The organism is Zoogloea sp. 1C4 (genome assembly GCF_009469605.1).
Taxonomy (GTDB): Bacteria; Pseudomonadota; Gammaproteobacteria; order Burkholderiales; family Rhodocyclaceae; genus Zoogloea; species Zoogloea oryzae.
Genome location: NZ_SSXU01000004.1, coordinates 163,886 through 189,737 on the forward strand (window position 1 = coordinate 163,886; position 25,852 = coordinate 189,737).

Genomic DNA, 25,852 nt, shown 5'->3' on the forward strand with positions numbered 1-25,852 from the left:
TCCGTCAGTGCTCAGCCCTTGCCCGGCAGGCCCACCAGCACGGCACGGAAATCATTGACGTTGGTGAGCGTCGGGCCGGTGACGAGGGCGTCGCCCAGCGCCCCGAAGAAGCCATGCCCGTCGTTGGCGTCGAGGCTGTCGCGAGGGCGGATGCCCAGCGCCCAGGCGCGGGCGAGGGTGTCCGGGGTGACGAAGGCGCCGGCGATGTCCTCCAGGCCGTCCACGCCGTCGGTGTCACCGGCCACCGCGAAGATGTCCGGCGCCCCGTCGAGGGCCAGGGCGAGGCCGAGCAGGAACTCCACGTTGCGCCCGCCGCGCCCCGCGCCGCGCACGGTGACGGTCGTCTCGCCGCCCGACAGCAGCACGCAGGGCGCGCCGGCCGGCTGGCCATGGCGCTTTGCCTGGAGGGCAATGGCGGCGATCACCTTGGCCACGTCGCGGGCTTCGCCCTCGATGCTGTCGCCGAGGATCACCGGCGTGACGCCGGCCTTGCGAGCCACCTCTGCGGCGGCCTCGAGGGCCATCTGCGGGGTGGCGATGAGGTGGGTCTCGACCCGGGCGAGGCGCGGGTCATCCGGCTTCACCGTCTCGCCCTCGCCGGTCTCGAGCAGCCAGCGGGCGCCCTTGGGCAGCTCGATGGCGTAGCGGCGGACGATGTCGAGGGCGTCGGCGCAGGTGGTGGGGTCGCCCACCGTGGGGCCGGAGGCGATGTCCACCGGGTTGTCGCCGGGCACGTCGGAGATCAGCAGATTGACCACCCGCGCCGGATGGAAGGCCGCCGCCAGCCGGCCGCCCTTGACCGCCGACAGGTGGCGACGCACGCAGTTGATCTCGGAGATGGTCGCGCCGCTTTTGAGCAGCGCCCGGGAGATGGCCTGCTTGTCCTGCAGCATCATGTTGTCGCCGGGCAGCGGCAACAGAGCCGAGCCGCCGCCGGAGATCAGGCAGATCACCAGATCGTCGGCGGTCACCTGGCGCCCCATGTCGAGCATGCGGCCCGCCGCGGCGCGGCCGGCGCCATCCGGCACCGGGTGGGCGGCCTGGACGATCTGGATGCGCTCGCAGGGCACGGCGTGGCCGTAGCGGGTGACGACGAGGCCGGTGAGCTCGCCCGGCCAGTGACGTTCGAGCACCCGGGCCATCTCGGCCGAGGCCTTGCCGGCGCCGATCACGATGGTGCGGCCCTTCTTGGGCGGTTTGGGCAGGAAGCGGGGCAGACAATGCTCGGGCTGGGCGGCATTGACGGCTGCGGTGAACATCCGCGTCAGCAGGTCGCGGGGGGAAATCGACATCGGTTGTCTCCGGGGCGGGTCAGGCGCCGTCCGGCCAAGGGCGGCCGTGGCGTTTGCAGAAGTCCTGGATCAGCCAGAACGACAGGGTTGAACTGAAGCGGAAGGTCTTGGGCAACCGATCCACATGAAAGAAGGCGGCGTCCTCGATCTCGCGCGGGTCGCAGACGATCTCGCCGCCGGCCCACTGGGCCTGGAAACCGAGCATCAGCGAATGGGGAAACGGCCACGGCTGGCTGGTGAAGTAGCGCACGTCGCGGATGGCCAGAGCGGTCTCCTCGAAGATCTCCCGGTGCACGGCCTGCTCGGCGCTCTCGCCGGCATCCACGAAACCGGCCAGCACGCTGTAGACGCCCGGCGGGAAGTGATGGGAGCGCCCGAGGAGGATCTCCTCGCCGCGCTCGACGGCCATGATCACCACCGGCGAGACGCGCGGAAAGTGCTCGCGGCCGCAGGCATCGTTGCTGCAGTGGCGCACGATCCCCGCGCCACGGTGCTCGGTGGGCGCGCCGCAGCTGCCGCAGAAGCGGTGGGTGCGATCCCATTCGAGCACCTCCAGCGCCCGCGACAAGGGCGTGCGGGCCGGGAGCGGCAGGCTGTCGTAGAGGCGCTTCGGGTCGCCGAAGAAGCCGCCGAAGGGCGCATCCAGCGGCAGCTCGACGGCAAAGCACGGCATGCCGTCGAACTCGCCCACCTGCAGCGCCGGCAGCGGATCGAGCCCGAGCAGCGGGTTGGGGCCGCAGGGCACGCCGCCCGTCTCGTCGAGAAGGACTTCCCGGCCGCGCTGGACGAACCACCAGCCTCGGGCGTCGGCGAGTTGATCGGTATCGGAAAGAGGCGAATTCATCGGCAGATGGGCTTCGGGTGGTCGGGGGATATCAGGATTGTAGGCAAAGCGCGCGCCGCCGGGGGGCTCGCAGCGCACTGCAACACGGCTCGAAAGTACCCATTATGAATCACCCGGGGCATTACCTTCGATATATTTCGAAAGGCATAGGGGGTAGCGCCGTGATTTCACCCGGCGAAAGAACGCGGCGGCGCCTCCGGCGAGCCGGAAGAAGTTCGGGCAGAAAAGCGGGGGTCAGCGGCCGGATGACGCCCGGCGTGGGCCATGAAGGCGCGTGCCGAGGCCCCGGATCAGCCTCGGCCAGCCCGGGATCTGCGCTGCAAAGCGCGACGTGCGTTCAGCCGTCGGCGGGGGCGCCGCGGTCGGTGGCAGGCACGGGCGGGCGCTGGGGCATGAAGAGGATCTGCCGCTGGGCGGGCCCCAGCAGCTGGGCGAGGGTCACCTTGTCCAGCGACGCGAAGAAGGCCTCCAGCGCGTCGTCGAGCACGCCCCGCAGCTTGCAGCTCGAGGTGAGCAGGCAGCGGCTGGTGTCGGTGAAGCATTCCACCAGCGACAGGTCGGTCTCCATCTTGCGCACCACGTCGCCAATGCCGATCCCCGCTGGCGGCCGGGCCAGACGCAGGCCGCCGCCCTTGCCGCGGATGCCTTCCACAAAACCATTGCGGATCAGCTGATTGACCACCTTCATCAGGTGACTGCGCGAGATGTCGAAGCGCTCGGAGATTTCCTGGATCGTCGGCAGGCGCTCGTCGTTGGAGGCCAGGTAGATCAGGACGCGCAGAGCGTAGTCCGTGTGCAGGGTGATGTGCATGGTCGGCGGTCGCGATCCGGGGACGTGGGGTGATTGACCCTTCGATTATAGGGGATTTCCGTAAAGATTCATTTTCGTTGACTCTTTAAAAGATGCATTCTAGAGTCCACTTCAAACAACCCCAACGGAGAGCGCCATGATCGAGAAGAAGGACACCCCGCCCGAACACCCCGTGGTCGAGCAGGCCTGCGCCGTGATGCGGCGGGCCTACGAGCTGGGCTGGATCAGCACCCGCGACGGCAACGTGTCGGTGGCGATGACCGACCGCCGCGGCTTTCTGGTGTCGGCCAGCGGCGTGATCAAGCACGCGCTGGTGCCCACCCAGTTCGTGTTCGTCCCGGCCGACCAGACGCCCGCGCCGGACGCCTGGCCGCGGCCGTCGGGCGAACTGGAACTCCACCGCCGCCTGCAGGCCCTGTTCGCCAGCCGCAACCTCACGGTGCTGCACCTGCACCCGACCCACATCGTCGCGGCGCTCTACGCGGGGCACCGGCTGGCCGAGCTGTCGGCGGACTTCCCGGAGGTCACCCGCTACACCCGGGTCGGGCCTGACGTGCCGGCCCTGCCCGCCACCAGCGAGGAACTTGCCGAAGCCTGCGAGGCCGCGTTCAAGCCGGCCCTCGGCCCGGCGCCTCACATCGTCGGGCTCGACCGCCACGGCGTGGTGGCCGTCGGCAAGACGCCCTGGGAAGCCTTTGAACACGTGGAGCGGCTGGAGCACATCTGCCGCATCGCCCTCACCGCCGGCCAGCCGGCCACCGCCACCCAAGGAGCCCACCATGCCCAAGCCCGCCCCTGACCCGCGCCGGGTGCTCACCACCGGCCGGGCGATGATGGTCGTCGCCGGCCTCGGGATGATCGCCTCGACCGCCATCGCCTACCCGCTGGCCGACCGCTTCAGCATGGGCATCCAGATCGCCGGACACCTGGCGCTGCCCGTGTCGGCGGCCTTCTTCAAGCTCGGCTACGTGGCGATCCTGGCCGCCCAGCCCACCTAACGCGCGTTGCGCGCCGCCTGGTGGAAGGCATCGAGCAGCGGGGCGCAGTCGAGCAGGCGTGTCGCGCCGGCGGCGTGGAACTCGGGGTGCCATTGCACCCCGACCACGAAGCGGTGGCCGGAGTGCCTGATCGCCTCGATCATCCCGTCCTCGGGGGCCGTGGCCTCGACGACCAGATCGCGTCCCAGGGCACGGACGCACTGGTGGTGGATGGACACCACCTCCCCGCCACCCGGCGATCCGAACCACCGGGCGAACTGCCCGCCCTCGGTGAAGACCACTCCGTGACTGTGCATGTCATAGGCGTCGGCCTGATGCATGACGCCGGCCCCGAACTGGGTCGGGATGTCCTGGTGAAGCGAGCCCCCGAAGGCGACGTTGATCAGCTGCATGCCCCGGCAGATCCCCAGTACCGGCTTGCCCGCCTCGACAAACTCGTGCAGCAACTCCATCTCGTAGGCGTCCCGCACCCGGTCACCGGCCCAATCCGCCCGGAGAGGCTGCTCGCCGTAGGCTTCGGGGCTGACGTCAGCCCCGCCCTGGAGGACGAGCCCGTCGAGAAAATCCGCGTAATCCCGCAGACGGATGTCGCTGCGGTGGATCGGCCCGTCCTTGAGGATGGACGGCACCATCAGGACCAGCACGTTGCGGGACATCACCCAGTGGGCGATGGATTGCTCCAGCACCTGCAGCGTCTTCGACTGGAGACCGGTCGCGCCGTCCTGGGGATGGAACAGCCTCGCTGACAGGCCAATCCTGATTGTGGCATTGCGGGCCATGATGCCTCCTCCCGGGGCACGAGCCCCTGTTTCGTCAAAGATCGGACAGCGGACGCTCCGCAGACTGCTCATCCCGATCGGTGAGATTGGCCACCACCTGGGCGAGGTTCTGGTGCAACTGAGCCAGCACCTCGGACGGCAACCCCTGCAGCGCCTGGGGCAGCACGCCCTCGAACGGCCCGGGAGCCAGGGCCAGCACCCGGGCGGCCTCGTCCTGCAGATGCAGGCCGACGCGGCGCTGGTCATCCGGCTTGCGCACCTTGCTCACCAGCCCCTTGGCGATGAGCTTCTCGACCAGCTGGCTGCAGGTGGATTGGTGGATCGACAGCCGGCTGGCCAGCTCAGACACCCCGCAGCCAGGCGTTCGCGCAATCTCGTGGATCAGCCACAGCTGCGACCCGGACACCCCGCATCGCTGCTCGACATCCCGGAAGTGCTGGCGCACCGACCCGTAGATCACCCGGAACTGCTTGAGCACCACCAGGGGCATGGTGTCCATGGGCAGTTCATCGGCTGCGTCGGGCAAGCGCGGATTCGTGTTTGCAGAATTCATTGTCGTCAATTATATTTGTACCAATACAAATTTCAAACCGTGTCTCGATGTTGCAGGCTTTCGCCCCAGACATCACGCCCGCACCTGCCGGGCGAAGGCAGACCGGGCCGGTTTTCCCCCACCCGGACCAAGCACCCGCCGCGTTCATGCCGACTCAGCTCTACGCCTTCGAAGCCTCTCCCTTGCTGCTGTTCGGCCTGCTCCTCCTCGGCGGGCTGGCAAGCGGCGAGATCAGCCGTCGCGCCTTCGGGCTCCCGCGCACGACCGGCTTCGTGCTGTTCGGGGTCCTGATCGGTAACAGCGGGCTGCGCTGGATCGACCCCTACATTCTCGACGCCGCGCAGTTTTTCATCTACCCGGGGATCGGCCTGATCCTGTTCGAACTGGGCCACCACTTCCCGCTCACGGGGCGCCGCATCGACCGCCGTCTCGTACTGCTCAGCCTGGCGGAGACCAGCGCAGTCTTCGCAACGATCACGACTCTCATGTACCTGCTCGGTTTCGGGCTTGCCGGCGGGCTGTTCGCCGCCGCCATCGCCGCATCCACTTCGCCGGCGATCACCATCGCCACCACCCGCGACTCCGGCGCTGACGGGCCGTTCACCCGACGCCTGTTCGGCCTCGTGGCCCTGAACGGCTGCGTGGCCTTTGCCGCCGTCAGCGTGATCCTGCCGATGCTCGCTGCCAATGGCACCACCGAGCTGACGCCCGGCTACGCCACTGCGGCCGGCCACGTGCTGCTCTCCGTGCTGCTGGGCGCCGGACTGGCCCTCGCGGCCTGCGCGGCCGCCCGCCGGCTGGGCCCCCAGGTGGAGCACCAGCACCTCATGCTGCTTGGCCTCATCGTGGTCGGCACCGGGCTGCCCCTGACCCTGGAGATGTCGCCCCTGCTCACGCTGCTCACCTTCGGGATCGGCACCCGCATTGCCGACCGGCACAAGGCCGTGCTGGCCATCCGCATCTCGTCGGATGCCCGGGTCTTTCTGGTGGTGACCTTCGTGCTGGCCGGTGCCGCGCTGGAGATCGGCCTGCTCGCAGAATACGCAGCCACCGCCACGGCCTACGCACTGACGCGCTTCGGCGCCCGCTGGGCGGCCCTCCACCTGATGGGACGCCGACTGGGCATCGCCGCCAGGGAATCGCGCTTCACCGCCATCGGGCTGCTGCCCATGTCCAGCGTGGCCCTGGTCCTGCTCGGCGACGCCGGCCCCCTCGAAGGCGGCGTCGGCCCTGCGCTCTCGGGCACCCTCATGGGCGCCATCGTGCTGATGCAGCTGATCGGCCCGCTGTGCACCCAGGCCGCGCTCATCGCTGCCGGCGAGGCACGCCTCGGTGGCATTCCCGCGGCCCGGCACCCGGCCGACGGAGCCCCATCACGATGAGCACCGCACTGCGCCAGGGCTGGGAAGCCCTCCAGGACAGCCTGATCTTCCTGCCCCCCTTCCCCGACCAGCTCGACCCGCTGGTCCTGTTCTCGCTGCTCCTCGTCGGCGGCCTGATCGTCGGCGAGACGCTGTTCCGGACGCTCGGCCTGTCGCGCATCGTCGGCTACGTGCTGGCCGGCGCCATCAGCGGCCCCGGCGCCCTGGGCTGGCTCGACCGGGAGACCATCGCGCTCGCCAAACCGCTGGCCGACACCGCCCTGGGCCTGCTGCTGATGGAGACGGGACGCCACCTCGACCTGCGCTGGCTGAGCGCCAACCGCGGGCTGCTGGTGAGCGCGGCGGCCGAATCCGCGCTGGCATTCCTCACCATCTTCATCTTCGCGCTGCTGGCCGTCGGCCTCTCCCCCGGCTGGAGCGCGGCGACGGCCGCCATCACCATGGCCTCGGCCCCGGCGGTCGTGCTGCTCACCGCCGAGGAGAACCGCGCCCAGGGGCAGGTCACCCAGCGCACCCTGCTGCTCACGGCGATCAGCTGCGCCCTCTCCTTCGTGGTCTTCGCGGTGGTGCTCGGCCTGCTCCACGCAGAGCAGGCCGGCGACTGGCTCAACGCCATCGCCCACCCCCTGTGGGTGGTGGGCGGCGGCATCCTGATCGGCCTGCTCTGCGCCCGCCTGGCGCTGATCATCGCCGGCCGCCAGGCGCGCGGGTCGGTGGCCCGAGTGTTCGTCCTCGTGTCGACCGCCCTGATGGCCATCGGCATGGCGCGCATGCTCGCCGTGCCGGTTTTCCTGACCCTCTTCATGATGGGCGCCGCGCTCAACCTGGCTGACCGGGACAGAACCCTCGCCTACACCGGCCTGCCCCAGGGCCACTGGATTCTCGCCATCCTGCTGTTCGTGGTCACCGGCGCGATGCTGCCCCTGGGCGAGCTGGACTGGACCACCGGCGTCCAGGCGCTGGGCCTGATCCTGATGCGCGGCCTCGCCAAGTTCGTCGGCGTGGTGAGCACCGGCCGCCACGACCTGCCGCTCGACAAACGTCGGCTGGTGGGCATCGGCATCCAGCCGCTGTCGGCGACGGCCATCTTCATGGCCGCCGAGCTCGCTGCCCTGTACCCCGAGGTCAGCAGCCAGCCGCTGCTGCTCCCCCTGATCGCCGCCGCCATGATGGAGTTCGTCGGGCCCCAGCTATGCAAGCGGGCCCTCCAGCGCGCCGGCGAAACCGAACCCACCCGCCCGGAGCCTGCCCGATGAGCGACCTCTCGCAGCTCTCCTTTTCGTCCAGCCGCCCCCTGACCCTGGGCGTCGAACTCGAACTCCAGCTGGTCTCCCTGCGCGACTACGACCTCACCCGCGCCGCCACCGACCTGCTCGCCGGCCTGCGGTACGACGACCGCTTCGGCGAGGTGAAGCTAGAGATCACCGAAAGCATGATCGAGGTGAACTCCCGCCCCCGCCTCGACGCCACCGCCATCGCGGCCGACCTGGACGGCCTGCGCGACGTGCTCGTCACCCACTGCCGGCTGAACAACATCGCCGTGTGCGGCGGCGGCACCCATCCCTTCCACCGCTGGCCCGAGCGCCGGATCAGCCCGGGCGAACGCTTCGCGTTTCTGAACAACCGCTACGGCTATCTGAGCAAACAGTTCACGGTGTTCGGGCAGCACATCCACATCGGCGTCACCAGCGGCGACGACGCGATCTGGCTCACCCACGCCCTCAACCAGTACGTGCCCCACTTCGTCGCCCTGTCCGCCTCCTCGCCCTTCATCGACGCCACCGACACCGGCTTCGACTCGGCCCGGCTCAACGCCGTGTCGGCCTTTCCGCTGTCCGGCCAGTCGCCGGACGTGGCCGACTGGGCCGCCTTCCTCGACCACATGGCCCTGCTCCAGGCCTGCGGCGTGGCCGAGAGCATCAAGGACCTGTACTGGGACGTGCGACCCAAACCCGAATACGGCACCGTCGAGCTGCGCATCTGCGACACCCCGCTGACCATCGACCGGGCCGTCGAGCTTGCCGCCTTCGCCCAGTGTCTGGCCCGCCACCTGCTGCGCACGCGTCCGCCCATCGCCCCCGCCAGCCAGGCCCTGGTCGCCCGCTACAACAAGTTCCAGGCCAGCCGCTACGGCTTCGGCGCCACCCTGGCCGACCCGATCCGACGCCGCCGCGTGCCTATTGGCGACGCCCTGCGCGAGCTGATCGACAGCCTCACCGCCGACGCCGACGACCTGGGCTGCCGGAAGCAGCTCGAGCAACTGCGCGCCCTCGTCATCAGCGAGCGCAACGACAGCGCATGGCTGCGCGAAATCGCCAGGAACACCGGCAATCTGAACGACCTGACCCGGATGGCCGCCGAGCGCTTCGCCAGCCCGTCCTCCTATCGTCCTAACGTCTAGGGGATCACCGTGCGCCGCACGTATCTCATCCTCGCAGCCAGCCTGATCCCGGCAACGGTGCTCGCCGACGCTGCATGCACCCAGGCCCTCCACACCCCGCCAGCGGGGCTCGCCGGCAGCGCGGTCAATGGGAGCAACTGGCTCGACCCCGGCACTCTTCGCTACGGGCTGGGCCAGGCACCGCGCTTCATGCGCGGGATCGCCCTGACGCCCCCCGCGGGCGCTCCGGCGCGCACGCCAGCCCGACAACCCATCGACCCCGACCGGCGCACCGCCACCGACCCCGCCGACGGCGCCCAGCGCAGCTTGCGCCACCTGCCGGAGAACCGCATCGACGCCGACGGCGTGCTGATGCTCCAGCACGGCCAGGTGCTGCTCGACTACCGCCGCAGCGGCTTCGATCCAGCCCGCCCCCAGCTCCTCCTCGAAGCCACCCGCCCGCTGCTGGTCACGATGCTCGCCAAGGCCAGCGCCGAAGGGCGCTTCGCCCGCGGCAAGGCGATTCCCCGCCTGATACCGGAACTGGCGCCCAGCCGCGAGCTGGCCAAGCTCTCCATGCAACGACTGCTCGACGGGCGCACCGGGCTCCAGTGGTCCGACGCCGAGTTCCGCCAATGGCAGAAGGAAGGCGGCTGGATGCCCGCCGGCGGCGTTGGCGGCGTGCGGCCGTGGCTCGTTCGACGCAGCGCGTGGCCCCGGGTCTCCGGCGACCCCGGCAGCGACATGCGCGGCCCCGAAGGCGCCCTCCTGCTCTGGGCCACCGAGAAAGCCTGGAAGAAACCCGCCCCCGACGTACTCTGCGAGCTGCTCGCGATCAGCCGCGCCCGCAATCCCGCCTTCTGGGCAACCGACCCCGCCGGCACCCCCCTGGCCGACGGCCTCGCCCTCAGCCTTGAAGACTTCGCGGCCGTTGGCCAGAGCCTGCTCGACGCGCGCACCCCGTCGGGGCGCCGGACCATTGCCCCACGCTGGTTCGCCGACACCCTGGCCAGCCCGGGCAACCCGGCACAGCCCACGCCCGATGCAATCCGCGCCCTCGGCCCCGACACCACCTGGCAATACCGTTTCGCCCACCCGGGCAAGGGCCACCGCGCCGCCATCATCGGCGCCTACGGCAGCAGCCTCTACGTGGATTTCGATCACGGAACCGTCGTCGCGGTCTTCGCGTCCCATGCCCAGCGCCACTCGCCCCTGCTGATGGCCAGCCTGCGCAGCCTGTGGGATGCCGCCATCCGCACCAAGGAGTGACGATGTCCGATCGGCGACGCTTCAGATCCGGGCTGGCCTGGCTGACCCTGGCCCTGCTGCTGCCCGCCCACGGGCTGGCCCGGGCCGAACCCGCTCCACCCGCAACCATCGAAGCGCAGGCCGAAGACGCCGCCCCCGCCGGCCGGCTCGACCGCTTCAGCCGCGAAGCCGCCCTCGATCTCACCATTGATTCGGAACAGGCTCCCGACGGCACCTCGACCACCCGCGTGGTGATCGACACCCGGGCAGCTTTCGACACCAGACAGGACCGCCTGCGCCCCGACTACGCCCGCTTCCTGTCCCGCGTCGGCATCATGCTGCAACGGCATCGCGGCACCGTGGTCAAGGTGACCGGCTTCGCCCGGCACACCAGGGCCGACTACAACCCGGTCCTGCTCGGCCGGCGTGTGCGCGCCATCCAGGTATTCCTGGCAGAAAACGGCGCGCCCATCGACCAGATCAAGGCCCAGGTAAGAGGCGTGGACGACTACGACGGCCCCGCGGGCACCGCTGACCGTGCCGCCACCGGAACAATCATCATCCTTGACTTCAGCCACGGCTGACCGCCACGGACGCCCCCCACCGGGCTTTCAGCCTTGCCCGGCGCGGCCGTGCCGCCGCCACGCCACGTGATCTGCCCCAAGGCCTCTCGGCTCCGCTGACCCCTGCCTCACTTTGTAGTAGCCTTGGCCCCTTTTTTGCAGTTGGGCGTCGCCCGCCGGCATGACACAAGGCCTGTCCCGAACGCACTCCCATAGCGCCCGGCTGATCCGCGTGCTCGCCGATCTGGCCGTGGCGGAAGCCCCGGAATCCCGGCAGAGCTTTGCCGACCGGCTCGGCCTGTGGCTGGATTTCACCGACGCGATCGCGCTGTTTGCGGTGATCAACAGCGCCGCGGGCAGCGAACCGGTACGTGTGGCACCGTCGACCGCCGGGCGGGCCCTGCGCGACGACTTCACCCGCGTGCGCACCGGGCTGGAAGAATCCATCGCCATCGACGGGCTCCTCACGCCCGGCAAGGCGCGGGTCAAGCTACCCCGGCCGGACTGGCACCCGTCGATTGAAGGCGCGGCGGATTTCCTGCCCTACCAGCGCTATTACCTGGCCCACCAGCGTGACATGGGCGCAGCCATCACGCCGCTGCGGGCCAGCGCCCGGGCCGCGCTGGCCGCCCTGTCGCCGGCCCACAAGCAGCTGGCGCAGGTGGATGGGGTGATGGAACAGGCCCTCGGCCCCCGCGAGCGCAACCTGCTGACCAGCGTGCCGGTGGCGCTGGCCAGGCATTTCGAGCGCCTGCATCAGGCGCACCGGGCGGCCCGCGCCGAAGCCGGCGAGGCCGACAGCCCGGACCAATGGCTGCAGCCCGGCGGCTGGCTGGCCACTTTCTGCAAGGACATGAAGACCATACTGCAGGCGGAGCTCGACCTTCGCCTGCAACCGGTCGCGGGGCTCCTGGAAGCCCTTGGCAATGAGGTGACAAAGTAAGCATGAACAAGAAGATCTGCTGGACGGCCTTCTTCATCGGCCTGTTTGCGGTGGGCTGGGTGGGTGTCGGCTATATCGGCGGCAGCCCGCTGGCGCTCGCCATGACGGTCATCATCGGGCTTGTCTACGTGGCCGGCGCAGCCGAGCTGCGTCGTTTTTCGGCCGCCACCGACAGCCTCACCAAAGCCCTCGCGGCCATCCCCGACAACCTGCCCAGCCTCGACAACTGGCTGGCCGGCGTCGATCCGTCGCTGCAGAACGCCGTGCGCCTGCGCATCGAAGGCGAGCGCGTGGCCCTGCCCGGCCCGGCGATGACGCCTTATCTGGTGGGGATGCTGGTGCTGCTGGGCATGCTCGGCACCTTCCTCGGCATGGTCGTCACCCTCAACGGCGCGGTAATCGCGCTGGAGAGCACCACCGACCTGCACACCATCCGCGCCGCCCTCGCAGCACCGGTGAAGGGCCTGGGCGTGGCCTTCGGCACCTCGGTGGCGGGCGTGGCGGCGTCCACCCTGCTGGGCCTGATCTCGGCGCTACTGCGGCGCGACCGGCTCGCCGCCGGACGACTGCTCGACGCCCGCATCGCCACCGTGCTGCGCGGCTTCTCCCTCGCCCACCAGCGCGAGGAAACCTACCGCGCCCTGCAGGGCCAGGCCCAGGCCCTGCCCGAGATGGTGAGCACCCTGCAGACGATGATGAGCCAACTGGAACGCCACAACCAGCAGCTCTCCGAACAGCTCCTCGCCAACCAGCACAGCCACTACCAGGAAGCCACGCGCATCTACACGGGCCTCGCCGCGTCAGTGGATCAATCCCTGCGCGACAGCCTCACCGAAAGCGCCCGCATCGCCGGCGCCACCATCCAGCCGGTGGTCGAAGCCACCATGAGCGGCATCGCCCGCGAGACCAGCGCCCTCCACGCCCGCGTGGGCGACACCGTTCAGACCCAGCTCGACGGCCTCGCCGAGCGCTTCGGCAGCAGCGTTGCCACCGTCACCGAGGGCTGGACCACCGCCCTCGCCCGCCACGAAGCGGGCAACGACCGCCTCCACCAGCAGCTCGAGACGTCCCTCCAGGCCTTCGCCAACACCTTCGACACCCGCTCCACCGCGCTGGTGGCGAGCGTCGGCGACACCCACGCCCGCATCGCCGATACCGTGCAGACCCAGCTCGACGGCCTCGCCGGCCGCCTGGGCAGCAGCGTCGCCACCGTCACCGACGGCTGGGCCACCGCCCTCGCCCGCCACGAAGCCGGTAACGAGCGCCTCCACCAGCAGTTGCAGACGTCCCTCCAGGCTTACGCCGACACCTTCGATACCCGCTCCACCGCCCTCATCGCCGGCGTGCGCGACACCCACGCCGCGGTGCAGGCCGAGCTGGCCACCGCCCTCGCCGCCAGCCGCAGCGACACCCGCACGCTCCACGAACAGCTCGCCGGCAGCGTCGAAACCCAGCTCGACGGCCTGTCCACCCGCTTCGCCAGCGCGGTGGGCAGCGTGGCCGACACCTGGGCTGCCGCCCTCGCCGCCCACGAGCGCAGCACCGACACCCTCACCCGCGAGACCCGCGACGCGCTGGCCGCCTTCGCGGCGCGCTTCGAGGCCGGCGCCGCCGCGCTCCTCGCCACCCTCAAGGATTCCCACGCCACGCTGCAGGGCGAGCTCGCCGCCGCCGACACCCAGCGCCTCGCTGCGATGACCGGCTCGGTGGAAGCCCTCGCCGCCACCCTCAAGGCCGAATGGCAGAGCGTGGGCGAGCGCACCCTGGCCCAGCAGGAACAGATCTGCCAGACCCTCGGCGACACCGCCCGCGCCATGAGCGCCGACGCCCGCGCCCAGGCCAGCCAGACCATCGGCGAAGTCACCCGCCTGATGGAGACCGCCGCCGAAGCGCCCCGCGCCGCCGCCGCGGTCATCCAGCAGCTGCGCCAGGAGCTCTCCGCCAGCATGGCCCGGGACAACACCCTGCTCGAAGAGCGCAGCCGCATCATGGAAACCCTGGCCACGCTGCTCGACGCCATCAACCACGCCTCCACCGAGCAGCGCGGCGCCATCGACGCCCTGGTGGCCTCGTCCGCCAGCCTGCTGGAAGGCATCGGCAAGCGCTTCGAGGCCCAGGTGGACAGCGAATCCGCGAAGATCGCCGAAGCCACCACCCGCCTTACCGGCGGCGCCGTCGAGGTGGCCAGCCTGGGCGAAGCCTTCGGGCTGGCGGTGGAGTTGTTCAGCGAGTCCAGCGACAAGCTGATGGAAACCCTGCAGCGCATCGAAGGCTCGCTGGAAAAATCCGTCGCCCGCAGCGACGAGCAGCTCGCCTACTACGTTGCCCAGGCGCGGGAGATCATCGACCTGTCGGTGATGTCGCAAAAGCAGATCGTCGAGAACCTGCAGCAGCTTTCCAGCCGGCAGGCCAGCCTCGCCGGCGAGGCTTAACCAATGGAAAGCATCGACGACAACATCGAGCACAGCACGCCGGTCTGGGCCGTCTTTGGCGACCTGATGTCCGGCCTGCTGGGCGCCTTCGTGCTGATCCTGGTGGGCGTGCTGGGGGTGCAGCTGGAGCTCGCCAGCAGCCTCGAGGCCGAGGTGCACAAACGCCAGCAGGAAGAACAGCGCCGCGTGACGCTCGAGAAAGCCCTCGCCGGCCCGCTCGCCTCCGGCCGCGTCACGCTGGATAACGGGCGCATCGGCATCAGCGGCAGCGTGCTCTTCGCCCTCAACTCCGACGAGCTCCAGCCCGAAGGCCGGCAACTGCTGAAGAGCCTCGCCGCGCCGCTCGCCGCCTATCTGGGCACCCGCGACGAGATTCTGATGGTGAGCGGCTTCACCGACGATCGCCCGGTGCGCGACAGCAACCGCAAGTTTGCCGACAACTGGGAGCTCTCCGCCCAGCGCGCCCTCACCGTCACCCGCGCGATGATCGAGGAAGGCGTGCCCGCCGCGTCGATCTTCGCCGCCGCCTTCGGCCCCGAGCAGCCCGTCGCCTCCAACGCCGACGCCGAAGGCCGCGCCCGCAACCGCCGCGTGGAGATGGCCCCGGTGCCCCGCTCCGCCAAGGCCGCCGCCGAAGGCAAATGAGTCTGGCACCAGCCAACGATCCCGCCGCTACCCTAGCCGCCCTGCGCGCCGCGGGCGCCGCGCAGATCGACCCGGTGCGCCTGCGCTACCTCGAAGCCCTCGCCCGGCGCAGCGGCCACCCGCAGGGCGACGCCCGCCTCGCCACGCTGCTTGCCGACTACACCGCCCGCCTTGAAAAAGCCCGCAGCGAGGCCGACGCCCTCCTCGCCCGCGCCTGCGGTGAGTTTCCCGACGCCGCCGACGAACTCACCGCGCTCCACGCCGGCAATCACTTCGCCCAGCTGCGCCAGCGCATCGCCCGGCTGGAGGCCAGCCGGCGCGGCACCCTGCTCACCGACCTCATCACCCACCTCGACCAGCGCAAGCGGGCCGACGCCCCCGGCACCCCGGCCAGCCCCACGGACGACACCGACGCCCCGGTCGACATCAGTTCCCTCGCCTACTTCGAGAAGATCTGGGCCGAGCTGAAGGTCGAACAGCAACTCGCCGAAGCCCTCGCCCAGGCCCCGGAAAACGCCGGCCCCCTCAACTCCCACCTCCTCGCGCTGCAATCCCTCAAGCTCATGCGCGACCTCTCCCCCGGCTACCTCAAGCGCTTCGTCTCCTACGTGGATGCGCTGCTGTGGCTCGACCAGGCCGACAACGCCGGCAAGCCCGCCCCCAAAGGCGCCGCCAAGGGCGAGAAGGACAAGAAGCGCAAGGCCGCGCCCCGGGGCAGGAAAGCCTGACCGCGCCGCACCACGCGGGCGTTCAGAACCAGCCTTCGACCTTGCTCCGGCTCGGCACTCCGCCCGCATGAACCACCTGCCCGTCGATCACCACGCCGGGCGTCGACATCACGCCATAGCCCATGATGGCGGGCAGGTCTTCAACCTTCTCGAGGGTGATTTCCGCGCCGCGCGCCTTGGCGACCGCCTCGATCAGCGCGACGGTGTTGCGACAGTTGGCGCAGCCCGTACCCAGCACTTTGACGCTCTTCATTCGTTGCTCCCTTCCGCTTACAGAACCAGATTGAACACGTAGCCCACGAGCAGGATGCCCGCTGCCACCACACCGGCGAAGGTGGCAATGAGCCGTGGCTTGAGCACCTTGCGCAGGATGATCATCTCGGGCGCCGACAGGGCGATCACGGCCATCATGAAGGCCAGCACGGTGCCCAGCGCGGCGCCTTTGCCCAGCAAGGCCTCGACGATGGGAATGATGCCGGCGGCGTTGGTGTACATCGGCACCCCGAGCAATACCGCGGCGGGCACGGCCCACCACACATCCTTGCCCATGAAGGACGCCATGAAATCCTCCGGCACGTAGCCGTGGATGCCGGCCCCCAGCCCGATCCCTGCCAGCACGTAGGGCCAGACTTTGCCGACGATGCTCCGGACGTGGTCGCGGCCAGCCTCGAAGCGCGCCACCCAGTCCAGCGCCTCCGGCACATAGCTGGCGCGCTGGCCGTTCTGGATCTGCCGGACCCAATCCTCCAGATGCGCCTCCATGCGCAGCTGACCGATCACCAGCCCCGCCACGATGGCCACCGCCAGGCCCAGGCCGAGGTAGAGAAAGGCAACCTTCCAGCCGAACATCCCGAACAGCAGGACGAGCGCCACTTCATTGACCATCGGCGCCGAGATGAGGAAGGAGAAGGTGACCCCCAGCGGCACACCGGCAGAGAGGAAGCCGATGAACAGCGGCACCGCCGAACACGAGCAGAAGGGTGTGACGATGCCGAGCAGCGCGGCCAGCGCATTGCCCACCCCAACGCGCCTGCCCGCCAGCAGGGCCCGCGTGCGCTCTGGCGCGAAGAAGGTCTGGACGATGCCCATGACGAAGACGATGCCGGTGAGCAGCAGCAACACCTTGGGGGCGTCGTAGCAGAAGAAATGCACGGCCTCGCCCAGCGCGGTGTGGCGCGTCAGCCCCACGACGGCCAGTATCCCGTCGGCGAATTCCGTCAGGTGGGCGTAGGCGGCCAGCCAGAGCGCCGACACCGCACAAACGCCCATCAGCCAGGGCAACACGGGGCGCCGGACAGGGTTTTCCAGTGTAGGTTGCAGGGCCATTTGACGCTCCTCGAAGTCTGCTCTCACTTCAGGAGACGAAGGCGTGCGCCAAAGGATGCAGGCTGGGGTGAAACTATCCGCCCGCCGGAGGACGCGGTACAAAGCAGCAGACGTGCCCAAGCTCATCGAACTGCACCTGACAGGCGCTCACCATCTGCTCGCGCAGTCGCCGACGCGCCCGCTGGACACGGGATTTCGCGGCCGGCAACGACAGCCCCAGCCGATCGGCCAGGGCTTGCTGGGAAAGCCCTTCGATGTCGCACAAAGTGATGGCCTCCCGGTCTTCGGGGGACAACTCGCCAAGCACCCGCGGCAGGCACTGGGAGAGCGCCTCCACCGGCGCCAGGTCGTCCGCCACGTCCGCGAGGGCCGGCTCGTCGTCCAGGGGAATCTCGTCCCGGGCCATCCGGTAACGGTCGATCAGCAGATTCCTCGCCACCTGGAACAGCCAGGCACGACGATTCTCGACGCCACACAGGCCCTGATCGAGCCGCGTGGCCCGGAGAAAGACCTCCTGCACCAGGTCATGGGCCTCCTGGGAATCGGGGACACGGGCGGCGACAAAGCGCAGCAGCTCCGGATGGTGAGCATGCCACGCGTCGAGAATGCATTTCATGGTTGAAGTCGGGGCTCCCGCGGCGCCGCACGCGCGGATCACCCGACAGGGATGGAGCGGGCGTCCGCCGCGGCGCATAAGACGATCATAGATGAACCGCGCGGCCGGCTGTGGACCGACCGGCAGGAGCGACCGCCGCGGCCGGATCAGGCGGCCCCTCAAGCCCGACACAATCCGGCCGCCCCGCCCATCACGGCGTCTCGATATACGACTGCGTGCTCCGCTCCGCCACGGCCGGCTTGGTCAGCGTGCCCTTGCTGCGCACGTATTGCAGGAAGGAGTCGGCGTAATCCAGGAAGGTGTCTTCCCGCTGGGCGGCGGGAATGGTCTTGAAGGTGTCGTACTTGTCGCCGCCTTCGGCGGTGAAGTTGTTGGTGATGAGCTTGTAGCTGGCGGCCGGGTCGAGGGCGACCCACGCGCCGCCGGCGTTGCGGATTTCCAGGTTGCTCACCCGGTTGCCCTTGGTCTGGTTCATGTCCACCCGGAAGCGCAGGCCGCCGGTGTAGGGGTAGGCGCCGGTGCCGGTGCCGTTCATCACCGAATCCACGCCGTCTTCCAGCGCCGACTTGACCTGCGCGCCGGTGAGCACCAGCCGGTACAGGGTGTTCTTGAAGGGCAGCAGGGTGTAGATGCGGCCGACGGTGAGGTTGCCGGCAGCCAGATCGACACGCACGCCTCCGGCGTTCTGCAGGCTGATGTCGGCGCCGCCGAAGCGCTGGCCTTGTTCGAGGAAGGCGTCGGCCACGAGCTGCTGGATGTCGCCGCCCTGGGCGATCACGGTGGCGTCCTTGTTGCAGACGTCGCCCAGGCTAGAGCGGCTGGTGTCGCGCTTGGTGCCGGGCACGCGGCGCAGGCACAGGTTGTCGGCGGTGGTGCCGGCCACCTGGGTGCCGAGGGCGTCCTTGGCAGCCTTGAAGGGCGCCAGCGCCGCGGTGGCGGCGGCTGACGGGGTGGTGGTGCGGAACACGCCGGAGGCGTCGAGCTGACTGCGATAGGCGGTGGCGTCGGCCGCAGAGGCAGCCGTGCCGCCCACCTTGTAGGTGTCGCCGATGAGCACCTGGGGCTTGCCGGTGCAGCTGGTCACCACCCCGTCGGCGTCGAACTTCACGTCGAGCGCGCCCACCGCGTAGGCGTATTGCCAGGCCTGGGCGATGCACACCGGGCGGCCGTCCTTGTCGGTGCTGGCGGTGGGATAGGCGCCGGAGGGCGTGAGGCCGAAGTCCTTCATGCTGTCGGGGCCGAGCAGGGTGTGGGAATCACCGCCGACGATCACATCCACGCCGGACAGCCTGGGCGCGATGGCCTTGTCGGCGTCGTAACCCAGGTGGGACATCAGCACGATCTTGTTCACCCCGCGGGCACGCAGGGCGTCGATGGCGGCCTGGGCGGCGGTGGCTTCGTCGAGGAAGGCGGTGGTCGAATCCGGGCGCGAGGCGAACTGGGTCTTGTCCTTGACGGTGAGGCCGATCACGCCGATCTGCTGGCCGCTGCGCTGGATGATGGTGTAGTCGGCGATGCGCGCCGCCAGCGGCGAGCCGGCCGCCGGGCGGACGTTGGCCGACAGCACCGGCGTCTGGCAGCTGCCGGCGTGCAGGTAGTCGATGAACTTCACGAGGCCGGTGTCGGCGCTGTCGAATTCGTGGTTGCCGAGGGTGAAGGCGTCGAAGCACACGGTGTTCATCAGCACCGCGTCGGCCTGGCCTTCGCTCTGGGTGAAGTACAGGTCGCCAGTGATGGCGTCGCCCGCGTGGAGCTTGAGCACGTTGGTCTTGCCGGCGGCAAGCTGTTCGATGGCCGCGGTGACGCGGGCGAAGCCGCCCAGATCCACGGTGACCGAGCGGCTGGCGCCGGCGGCGTCCTTGAGGGTCAGCGCGGTGGTCTCGGCATCCAGGTGCGAGTGGTGGTCGTTGATGTGCAGGATGCTCAGGTCGAGAGGCTCGCCGTGATCGCTGCTGCCGCCACAGGCGGCAAGGGACAGGGCACACAGGGACGCGGCAAGGGTGCGCAGCGGGGTCGTGATTTGCATGGAGGGCATGGCCGTGGGCAGAAGTGGATTTCCCTGCAGGCTAACGGCCTCGCGTTAAACCCCCGTGAAACCAGCCCGGGCGCAAAAAAGCCAACGCCCGATTGGCACCGGGCGTTGGCTTTGGTGTGGCTTGCGGCCCTGCCGGGCCCGGCGCTTACTCGACAGTAACCGACTTGGCGAGGTTGCGCGGCTTGTCCACGTCGGTGCCCTTGACGAGGGCGGCGTGGTAGCTGAGGAGCTGCAGCGGGATCACGTGGAGGATCGGCGACAGCATGCCGTAGTGCTCGGGCATGTGCAGGATGTGCACGCCTTCGGATTCCGGGATCTCGGAGCCGGCGTCGGCAAACACGTAGAGCTCGCCGCCGCGGGCGCGGACTTCCTGGAGGTTGCTCTTGAGCTTTTCGAGCAACTCGTCGGCCGGGGCCACGGCGATGACGGGCATCTCCTTGTCCACCAGCGCCAGCGGGCCGTGCTTGAGTTCGCCGGCGGCGTAGCTTTCGGCGTGGATGTAGGAGATTTCCTTGAGCTTGAGGGCGCCTTCCATGGCGATGGGCCAATGGCTGCCACGGCCGAGGAAGAGCGCGTGGTGCTTGCCGGCGAAGCGCTGGGCCCACTTCTCGATCTCGGGTTCGAGCTCCAGCACCTTGCCCACGGCCACCGGCAGGTGACGCATCTGGGTGAGGTAGCCGGCTTCCTGCTCGGCGGAGAGGCGGCCGTTGATCTTGGCGAGCGCCAGGGTCAGCAGCGCCAGCGCGGCGAGCTGGGTGGTGAAGGCCTTGGTGGAGGCCACGCCGATCTCGGGGCCGGCACGGGTGATGAAGCGCAGCGCGGATTCACGGACGATGGCGGATTCGGGCACGTTGCAGATCGCCAGGGTCTTGGTCATGCCCAGGGCCTTGGCGTGCTTGAGGGCGGCCAGGGTGTCGGCGGTCTCGCCGGACTGGGAGATCACGACCACCAGGGTGTCGGATTCGGGCACCGATTCGCGGTAGCGGTATTCGGAGGCGATCTCGACGGTGCAGGGGATCTTGGCGACGGATTCGAGCCAGTAGCGGGCGGTGAAGCCGGAGTGGTAGCTGGTGCCGCAGGCCAGGATCAGCACGCGGCGGGTGGCCTTGAGGACGTCCACGGCCTCGGCGCCGAAGATCTGCGGGCTGATGGCGCCGGCGCCGGCGATCGGCTCGAGGGTGTTGGCCAGGGCCTGGGGCTGCTCGAAGATTTCCTTCTGCATGTAGTGGCGGTACTTGCCCAGCTCGACGGCGTCGGCCGACAGGCTGGAAATGTTCACCGCTCGCTCGACGGGGGTGCCGTCGGTGAGGGTGACACGGAAGCCGTCGAGGGTCAGCTCGGCCACGTCGCCGTCTTCGAGGTAAACCACCTTGCGGGTGACCTGCAGCAGCGCGGCGGTGTCGGAGGCGGCGTAGTGACCGTCCTCGCCGACGCCCAGGAGCAGCGGCGAGCCCTTGCGGGCGACGATCACGCGATGGGTGTCGATCTCGGCCACCACGCCGATGGCGTAGGCGCCGACCAGCTCGGCCACGGTGGCGCGAACGGCGTCGAAGAGGTCGGGGATGGTCTTGAGCTTGTCGTGCAGCAGGTGGGCGATGGCTTCGGTGTCGGTCTCGGACGTGAAGGTGTAGCCCTTGGCCTGCAGACCGCTGCGCAGCTCTTCGAAGTTCTCGATGATGCCGTTATGCACCACCGCCAGGCCACCGGAGATGTGCGGGTGGGCGTTGCGCTCGGAGGGCACGCCGTGGGTGGCCCAGCGGGTGTGGGCGATGCCGATGTTGGCAGTGAGGCCAGTGGCGTCGGCCTGGGCGGTCAGTTCGGCCACCCGGCCAACGGCGCGCAGGCGCATGACTTCGGGCTTGCCCTCGGTCTTGAGGACGGCGAGACCGGCGGAATCGTAGCCGCGGTATTCAAGCTTGCGCAGCCCTTCGAGCAGCACGGGAACGATGTTGCGACGGGCAATGGCGGTGACGATGCCACACATGAGCGGAAACCTTTCGAAAAGGCCCGACCATCATGGCCGGGCCGAAAAAATGAGGGGATCAGGCTTTCTTGACTTTGACCGGACGCTTCCAGCCCGGGATCGAGACCTGCTTGGCGCGGGAAACCGTGAGTTCGCCCGCCGGGGCATCCTTCGAGAGTGTGGTGCCGGCGCCGAGGGTGGCACCCTTGCCCACGCGGACGGGGGCGACGAGCTGGGTGTCGGACCCGATGAACACGTCGTCCTCGATGATGGTGCGGAACTTGTTCGCGCCATCGTAGTTGCAGGTGATGGTGCCGGCGCCCACATTGACCCGCTGGCCGATGTCGGCGTCGCCCACGTAGGCCAGGTGGTTGGCCTTGGAGTGGTTGGCGATCACGCTGTTCTTCACCTCGACAAAGTTGCCCAGGTGCACGTCTTCGCCCAGCACGGTGCCGGGGCGGGTACGGGCGTAGGGGCCGATGGCGCAGGCGGCGCCCATCGTGGTGTCCTCGATGTGAGAGAACGGGGCGATCTTCGTGCCGGCGCCGATGGTGGCGTTGCGGATCACGCAGTTGGCACCCACGCGCACACCGTCGGCGAGCTCGACCTTGCCTTCGAAGATGCAGTTCACGTCGATTTCGACGTCGCGGCCGCAGGTGAGCGTGCCGCGCACGTCGATGCGGGCCGGATCGATCACGGTGACGCCGGCGTCGGTGAGGCCACGGGCGATGTTGCGCTGGTGGATGCGCTCGAGTTCGGCGAGCTGGGTCTTGTTATTGACGCCGAGGGTTTCCTCGAAGGCGTCGGGCTGAGTGGTGACCACATCCAGGCCGTCGGCCACCGCCATGGCGATGATGTCGGTGAGGTAGTACTCGCCCTGGGCGTTGTCGTTCTTGAGGTTGGCGAGCCAGCCGCGCAGGCGCTCGACCGGTGCGGCGAGGATGCCGGTGTTCACCTCGCGCACCTGGCGCTGCTCGGGGCTGGCGTCCTTCTCCTCGACGATGCAGGTGACCTTGCCGGCGTCGTTGCGGATGATCCGGCCATAGCCGGTGGGGTCGTCCATATCCACGGTGAGGAGCGCCAGCTGGCGGTCGCTGGCGGCGGCCATCAGGCGCTGCAGGGTGGGCACGCCGATCAGCGGCACGTCGCCGTAGAGGATCAGCGCGATGTCGCCGTCTTCGACCAGCGGCATGGCTTGCTGCACCGCATGGCCGGTGCCCTGGGGCGGATCCTGACGGGCCCAAGCGAGATCGGGGGCATCGAGGGCTTCGCGCACCACTTCGCCGCCGTGGCCATACACCACCACGATGCGCCGGGCTTCCAGCACCCGTGCGGTGTCGAGCACATGGCCGAGCATCGGCTTGGCCGCGAGGGGCTGCAGCACCTTGGGCAACACCGAGCGCATGCGCTTACCCTGACCGGCGGCGAGAACGATCACTTCCATGGACATCCCTTAATGCGGTTTGAATTCGATTGCGGCCGATTCTAGCACGCGATGTTTAACGGATATTGCGGCGCAGTTCTCGGAACGGGGCCGGTCGCGCGCCAGGCCTGATGCAACGCAACAATCCTTTGATCTAGTGCTAAAGTTAGTTTCGCGTCTTTCCGTAGAATCGTCGTGCTGCAAGGCAATAATTCAGGACACATCATGACCAATCAAGCTCGCGATTTCATCCAGAACCGCACCTTTGACGAAATCGCCGTCGGCGACTCCGCCCAGCTCGTCCGCACCCTGCTCCCCGAGGACATCCACCTGTTCGCGGTGATGTCCGGCGACGTGAATCCCACCCACGTGGACCCGGAGTTCGCCCGTTCCAGCCAGTTCCGCGAGGTCGTCGGCCACTCCATGTGGGGTAGCATGCTGATCTCGTCGATCCTCGGCACCGAATTCCCCGGCCCCGGCACCGTGTATGTGGGCCAGACCCTCAAGTTCTGGCGCCCGATCACCATCGGCGACACCCTCACCGTCACCATCACCTGCGTCCAGCGCTTCGAGCACAACCACCATCTGCTGCTCGAATGTCTGTGCGTCAATCAGGACGGCCTCAAGGTCATCGACGGCACCGCCGAGGTCATGGCCCCCACCGAGAAGATCAAGCGCCCGCGCATGGCCCTGCCCGAGATCACCATCTCCGACCGCCAGCAGCGCTACCTGCACGTGCTCGAGATGACCAAGGGCATGGAGCCGATCCCCATCGCCGTGGCCCACCCCTGTGACACCGAATCCCTGCGCGGCCCGATCCAGGCCCGCGACGCCGGCCTCGTCATCCCGGTGCTGATCGGCCCCGAAAACAAGATCCGCGAAGTCGCCGAACGCGAGGGCATCGACCTCCACGGCGTGCGCATCGTCGACGTGCCCCACAGCCACGCCTCGGCCGAAACCGCGGTGCGCATGGCCCGCAACGGTGAAGTCGACGCGCTGATGAAGGGCTCGCTGCACACCGACGAGCTGATGAGCGAGGTCGTCGCCAAGGAGACCGGCCTGCGCACCTCGCGCCGCATCTCCCACGTCTTCATGGCCGACGTGCCGACCTACCCGCATCCGCTGCTCATCACCGATGCGGCGATCAACATCTCGCCGAGCCTCGAAGACAAGGTCCACATCATCCAGAACGCCATCGAACTGGCGATCATGATGGGCGTGCCCGAGCCCAAGGTGGCGATCCTCTCGGCGGTCGAGACCGTCAACGTGAAGATCCGCTCCACCCTCGACGCCGCCGCCCTGTGCAAGATGGCCGACCGCGGCCAGATCAAGGGCGGCCTGCTCGACGGCCCGCTGGCCTTCGACAACGCCGTGTCGCTGGTGGCCGCCAAGACCAAGGGCATCCGCTCCGCCGTCGCCGGCCAGGCCGACATCCTGGTGGTGCCCGATCTCGAATCCGGCAACATGGTCGCCAAGCAGCTCGAATACCTCGCCGACGCCCTGATGGCCGGCGTGGTGCTCGGCACCCGGGTGCCCATCGTGCTCACCAGCCGCGCCGATACCGCCGAAACCCGTACTGCATCCTGCGCCATCGCGCAGCTGATGGCCCACAAACGTCGCCAGGGAGTTCGCCTGTGAAAGCTGTCCTCATCCTCAACGCGGGCTCCTCCAGCCTGAAGTTCGCCCTCTTCCCGATGACCCCGAAGCTGGCCGACATGCCGCGCCTGTCGGGGCAGGTCGAAGGCATCGGTGCCGAACCGCTGATGACCGCCAAGGACACCAGCTCCGGCGAACGCTTCACCGAAGCGCTCACCGTGCCCGCTGGCACCGACCAGAACGGCCAGCACCGGCTCGCGCTGGAGTTCATCTTCGACTGGATCAACCGTCACAGCCCGGGCGTCGAGATCGTCGCCGCCGGCCACCGCATCGTGCATGGCGGCGACCACTACGGCGCGCCGGTGGTGCTCACGCCGGAAGTCGTCGCCGAGCTGGAAACCCTGATTCCCCTCGCGCCGCTCCACCAGCCCCACAACCTGCGCGCCATCAAGTCGCTGTTCGGGCTGATGCCGGACGTGCGCCAGGTAGGCTGCTTCGACACCGCCTTCCACCGCACCCGTCTGCCGGTGGCCGAGCGCTTCCCGCTGCCCCGCGCGCTGTTTAACGAAGGCGTGAAGCGCTACGGCTTCCACGGCCTGTCGTACGAATACGTGTCGCGTCAGCTACCGGATCTGCTGGGCGAAGAGAAGGCTCGCGGTGCCATCATCATCGCCCACCTGGGCAACGGCGCCAGCATGTGCGCGCTGAACGAAGGGCAGTCCCGCGACACCTCGATGGGCTTCACCGCCGTCGACGGCCTGATGATGGGCACCCGCACCGGCAGCCTCGACCCCGGCGTGATCCTCCACCTCATCGAGCAGAAGGGCATGGACGCCAAGGGGCTTTCCAACCTGATCTACAAGCAATCCGGCCTGCTGGGCGTCTCCGGCCTCAGCCAGGACATGCGCGCGCTGCTCGAATCCGACGAAGATTCAGCCAAGGAAGCCATCGAGCTGTTCTGCTACCGCGCGGCCTGCATGATCGGCCAGCTGTCGATGGCGGCCGGCGGCCTCGAGGCGCTGGTGTTCACCGGCGGCATCGGCGAACACGCCGCACCGATCCGCGCCCGCATTGCCGAGTGGCTCGAATGGACCGGCCTGCGCCTCTACCCGGCCGCCAACCAGCGCCACGCCACGCGCATCCACACCAAGGACAGCAAGGTCGAGGTGCTGGTGGTGCCGACCAACGAGGAATGGATGATCGGCCACCATGCCGTAAATCTCCTCGGGCTGGGCTGAGCCCTTCCCGACCCCGGCACATCGCCGGGGCAAAAACAAAAAGCCCGGGTCACCCCG

24 protein-coding genes are annotated in these 25,852 nt (G+C 68.9%); 13 read left to right on the forward strand and 11 right to left on the reverse strand.

Going from position 1 to position 25,852, the window contains the following annotated elements:
- Positions 1-11: 11 nt before the first annotated feature.
- The 3 genes from GH681_RS06700 to GH681_RS06710 form a co-directional block, all read right to left on the reverse strand.
- Complete coding sequence (locus GH681_RS06700; protein ID WP_153160682.1) at positions 12-1,292, reverse strand: glycerate kinase; 1,281 nt, start codon at positions 1,290-1,292, stop codon at positions 12-14.
- A 19-nt stretch (positions 1,293-1,311) separates the two neighbouring features.
- The gene (gene nudC / locus GH681_RS06705) at positions 1,312-2,136 is read right to left on the reverse strand and encodes an NAD(+) diphosphatase (RefSeq protein WP_153160683.1); all 825 of its coding nucleotides are present in this window, start codon (positions 2,134-2,136) and stop codon (positions 1,312-1,314) included.
- A gap of 337 nt (positions 2,137-2,473) precedes the next feature.
- Positions 2,474-2,947 (reverse strand): Rrf2 family transcriptional regulator, encoded by a 474-nt coding sequence (locus GH681_RS06710; RefSeq protein ID WP_153160684.1) that lies wholly within the window; start codon positions 2,945-2,947, stop codon positions 2,474-2,476.
- A gap of 136 nt (positions 2,948-3,083) precedes the next feature.
- Here GH681_RS06710 and GH681_RS06715 point away from each other — a divergent pair, with 136 nt between their 5' ends.
- Together GH681_RS06715 and GH681_RS06720 are read left to right on the forward strand one after the other, a co-directional pair.
- Positions 3,084-3,746, forward strand: coding sequence for a class II aldolase/adducin family protein (locus GH681_RS06715; RefSeq protein WP_153160685.1), 663 nt, complete (start codon positions 3,084-3,086; stop codon positions 3,744-3,746).
- On the forward strand, positions 3,727-3,945 hold the full coding sequence (locus tag GH681_RS06720) for a hypothetical protein (protein WP_153160686.1): 219 nt from the start codon (positions 3,727-3,729) through the stop codon (positions 3,943-3,945). Before GH681_RS06715 ends, GH681_RS06720 begins: the two co-directional genes overlap by 20 nt.
- Here the strand turns inward: GH681_RS06720 and GH681_RS06725 are convergent.
- Both GH681_RS06725 and GH681_RS06730 read right to left on the reverse strand, forming a co-directional pair.
- Positions 3,942-4,724, reverse strand: coding sequence for a gamma-glutamyl-gamma-aminobutyrate hydrolase family protein (locus GH681_RS06725; protein WP_153160687.1), 783 nt, complete (start codon positions 4,722-4,724; stop codon positions 3,942-3,944). The two genes, GH681_RS06720 and GH681_RS06725, sit on opposite strands and share 4 nt — an antisense overlap.
- 34 nt (positions 4,725-4,758) lie before the next feature.
- Positions 4,759-5,223, reverse strand: a complete 465-nt coding sequence (locus GH681_RS06730) for a MarR family winged helix-turn-helix transcriptional regulator (protein ID WP_153160689.1) — start codon at positions 5,221-5,223, stop codon at positions 4,759-4,761.
- 200 nt (positions 5,224-5,423) lie between these two features.
- Here GH681_RS06730 and GH681_RS06735 point away from each other — a divergent pair, with 200 nt between their 5' ends.
- The 9 genes from GH681_RS06735 (at position 5,424) to GH681_RS06775 (ending at position 15,598) form a co-directional block, all read left to right on the forward strand.
- On the forward strand, positions 5,424-6,659 hold the full coding sequence (locus GH681_RS06735; RefSeq protein WP_194271159.1) for a cation:proton antiporter: 1,236 nt from the start codon (positions 5,424-5,426) through the stop codon (positions 6,657-6,659).
- Positions 6,656-7,915 carry a cation:proton antiporter gene (locus GH681_RS06740; protein WP_153160692.1) on the forward strand — a complete coding sequence of 420 codons (1,260 nt, stop codon included), beginning with the start codon at positions 6,656-6,658 and terminating at the stop codon, positions 7,913-7,915. Before GH681_RS06735 ends, GH681_RS06740 begins: the two co-directional genes overlap by 4 nt.
- Entirely contained in the window at positions 7,912-9,060 is a 1,149-nt protein-coding gene (locus GH681_RS06745) for a YbdK family carboxylate-amine ligase (protein ID WP_153160693.1), read from the forward strand. The genes GH681_RS06740 and GH681_RS06745 overlap by 4 nt, the downstream gene beginning before the upstream one ends.
- Before the next feature lie 9 nt (positions 9,061-9,069).
- Positions 9,070-10,308 (forward strand): hypothetical protein, encoded by a 1,239-nt coding sequence (locus tag GH681_RS06750; RefSeq protein WP_153160694.1) that lies wholly within the window; start codon positions 9,070-9,072, stop codon positions 10,306-10,308.
- 2 nt (positions 10,309-10,310) lie between these two features.
- The gene (locus GH681_RS06755; RefSeq protein WP_153160695.1) at positions 10,311-10,871 is read left to right on the forward strand and encodes a hypothetical protein; all 561 of its coding nucleotides are present in this window, start codon (positions 10,311-10,313) and stop codon (positions 10,869-10,871) included.
- A gap of 160 nt (positions 10,872-11,031) precedes the next feature.
- Positions 11,032-11,793 (forward strand): DUF3348 domain-containing protein, encoded by a 762-nt coding sequence (locus GH681_RS06760; RefSeq protein ID WP_153160696.1) that lies wholly within the window; start codon positions 11,032-11,034, stop codon positions 11,791-11,793.
- 2 nt (positions 11,794-11,795) lie between these two features.
- Positions 11,796-14,225, forward strand: coding sequence for a DUF802 domain-containing protein (locus tag GH681_RS06765; RefSeq protein ID WP_153160697.1), 2,430 nt, complete (start codon positions 11,796-11,798; stop codon positions 14,223-14,225).
- A 3-nt stretch (positions 14,226-14,228) separates the two neighbouring features.
- Complete coding sequence (locus GH681_RS06770) at positions 14,229-14,870, forward strand: OmpA family protein (protein ID WP_153160698.1); 642 nt, start codon at positions 14,229-14,231, stop codon at positions 14,868-14,870.
- Positions 14,867-15,598 carry a DUF2894 domain-containing protein gene (locus GH681_RS06775; RefSeq protein ID WP_153160700.1) on the forward strand — a complete coding sequence of 244 codons (732 nt, stop codon included), beginning with the start codon at positions 14,867-14,869 and terminating at the stop codon, positions 15,596-15,598. The genes GH681_RS06770 and GH681_RS06775 overlap by 4 nt, the downstream gene beginning before the upstream one ends.
- Before the next feature lie 22 nt (positions 15,599-15,620).
- On the opposite strand, the gene GH681_RS06780 is transcribed toward GH681_RS06775, so the two are convergent.
- The 6 genes from GH681_RS06780 to glmU form a co-directional block, all read right to left on the reverse strand.
- On the reverse strand, positions 15,621-15,851 hold the full coding sequence (locus GH681_RS06780) for a thioredoxin family protein (protein WP_153160701.1): 231 nt from the start codon (positions 15,849-15,851) through the stop codon (positions 15,621-15,623).
- A gap of 17 nt (positions 15,852-15,868) precedes the next feature.
- On the reverse strand, positions 15,869-16,924 hold the full coding sequence (locus GH681_RS06785) for a permease (protein WP_153160703.1): 1,056 nt from the start codon (positions 16,922-16,924) through the stop codon (positions 15,869-15,871).
- A 73-nt stretch (positions 16,925-16,997) separates the two neighbouring features.
- Positions 16,998-17,540, reverse strand: a complete 543-nt coding sequence (gene sigZ, locus GH681_RS06790) for an RNA polymerase sigma factor SigZ (RefSeq protein ID WP_153160704.1) — start codon at positions 17,538-17,540, stop codon at positions 16,998-17,000.
- A 190-nt stretch (positions 17,541-17,730) separates the two neighbouring features.
- Positions 17,731-19,566, reverse strand: a complete 1,836-nt coding sequence (locus GH681_RS06795) for a 5'-nucleotidase C-terminal domain-containing protein (RefSeq protein WP_153160706.1) — start codon at positions 19,564-19,566, stop codon at positions 17,731-17,733.
- A 154-nt stretch (positions 19,567-19,720) separates the two neighbouring features.
- Positions 19,721-21,559, reverse strand: coding sequence for a glutamine--fructose-6-phosphate transaminase (isomerizing) (gene glmS / locus GH681_RS06800; RefSeq protein WP_153160707.1), 1,839 nt, complete (start codon positions 21,557-21,559; stop codon positions 19,721-19,723).
- Between the two features lie 58 nt (positions 21,560-21,617).
- Positions 21,618-22,982: a bifunctional UDP-N-acetylglucosamine diphosphorylase/glucosamine-1-phosphate N-acetyltransferase GlmU gene (gene glmU, locus GH681_RS06805; protein ID WP_153160709.1), complete on the reverse strand. Its 1,365-nt coding sequence runs from the start codon at positions 22,980-22,982 to the stop codon at positions 21,618-21,620.
- A 204-nt stretch (positions 22,983-23,186) separates the two neighbouring features.
- On the opposite strand from glmU, the gene GH681_RS06810 reads away from it, so the two are divergent.
- The gene (locus tag GH681_RS06810; RefSeq protein WP_153160711.1) at positions 23,187-24,599 is read left to right on the forward strand and encodes a bifunctional enoyl-CoA hydratase/phosphate acetyltransferase; all 1,413 of its coding nucleotides are present in this window, start codon (positions 23,187-23,189) and stop codon (positions 24,597-24,599) included.
- Positions 24,596-25,795, forward strand: a complete 1,200-nt coding sequence (locus GH681_RS06815; protein WP_153160712.1) for an acetate/propionate family kinase — start codon at positions 24,596-24,598, stop codon at positions 25,793-25,795. The genes GH681_RS06810 and GH681_RS06815 overlap by 4 nt, the downstream gene beginning before the upstream one ends.
- The last annotated feature ends 57 nt before the right edge of the window (positions 25,796-25,852 follow it).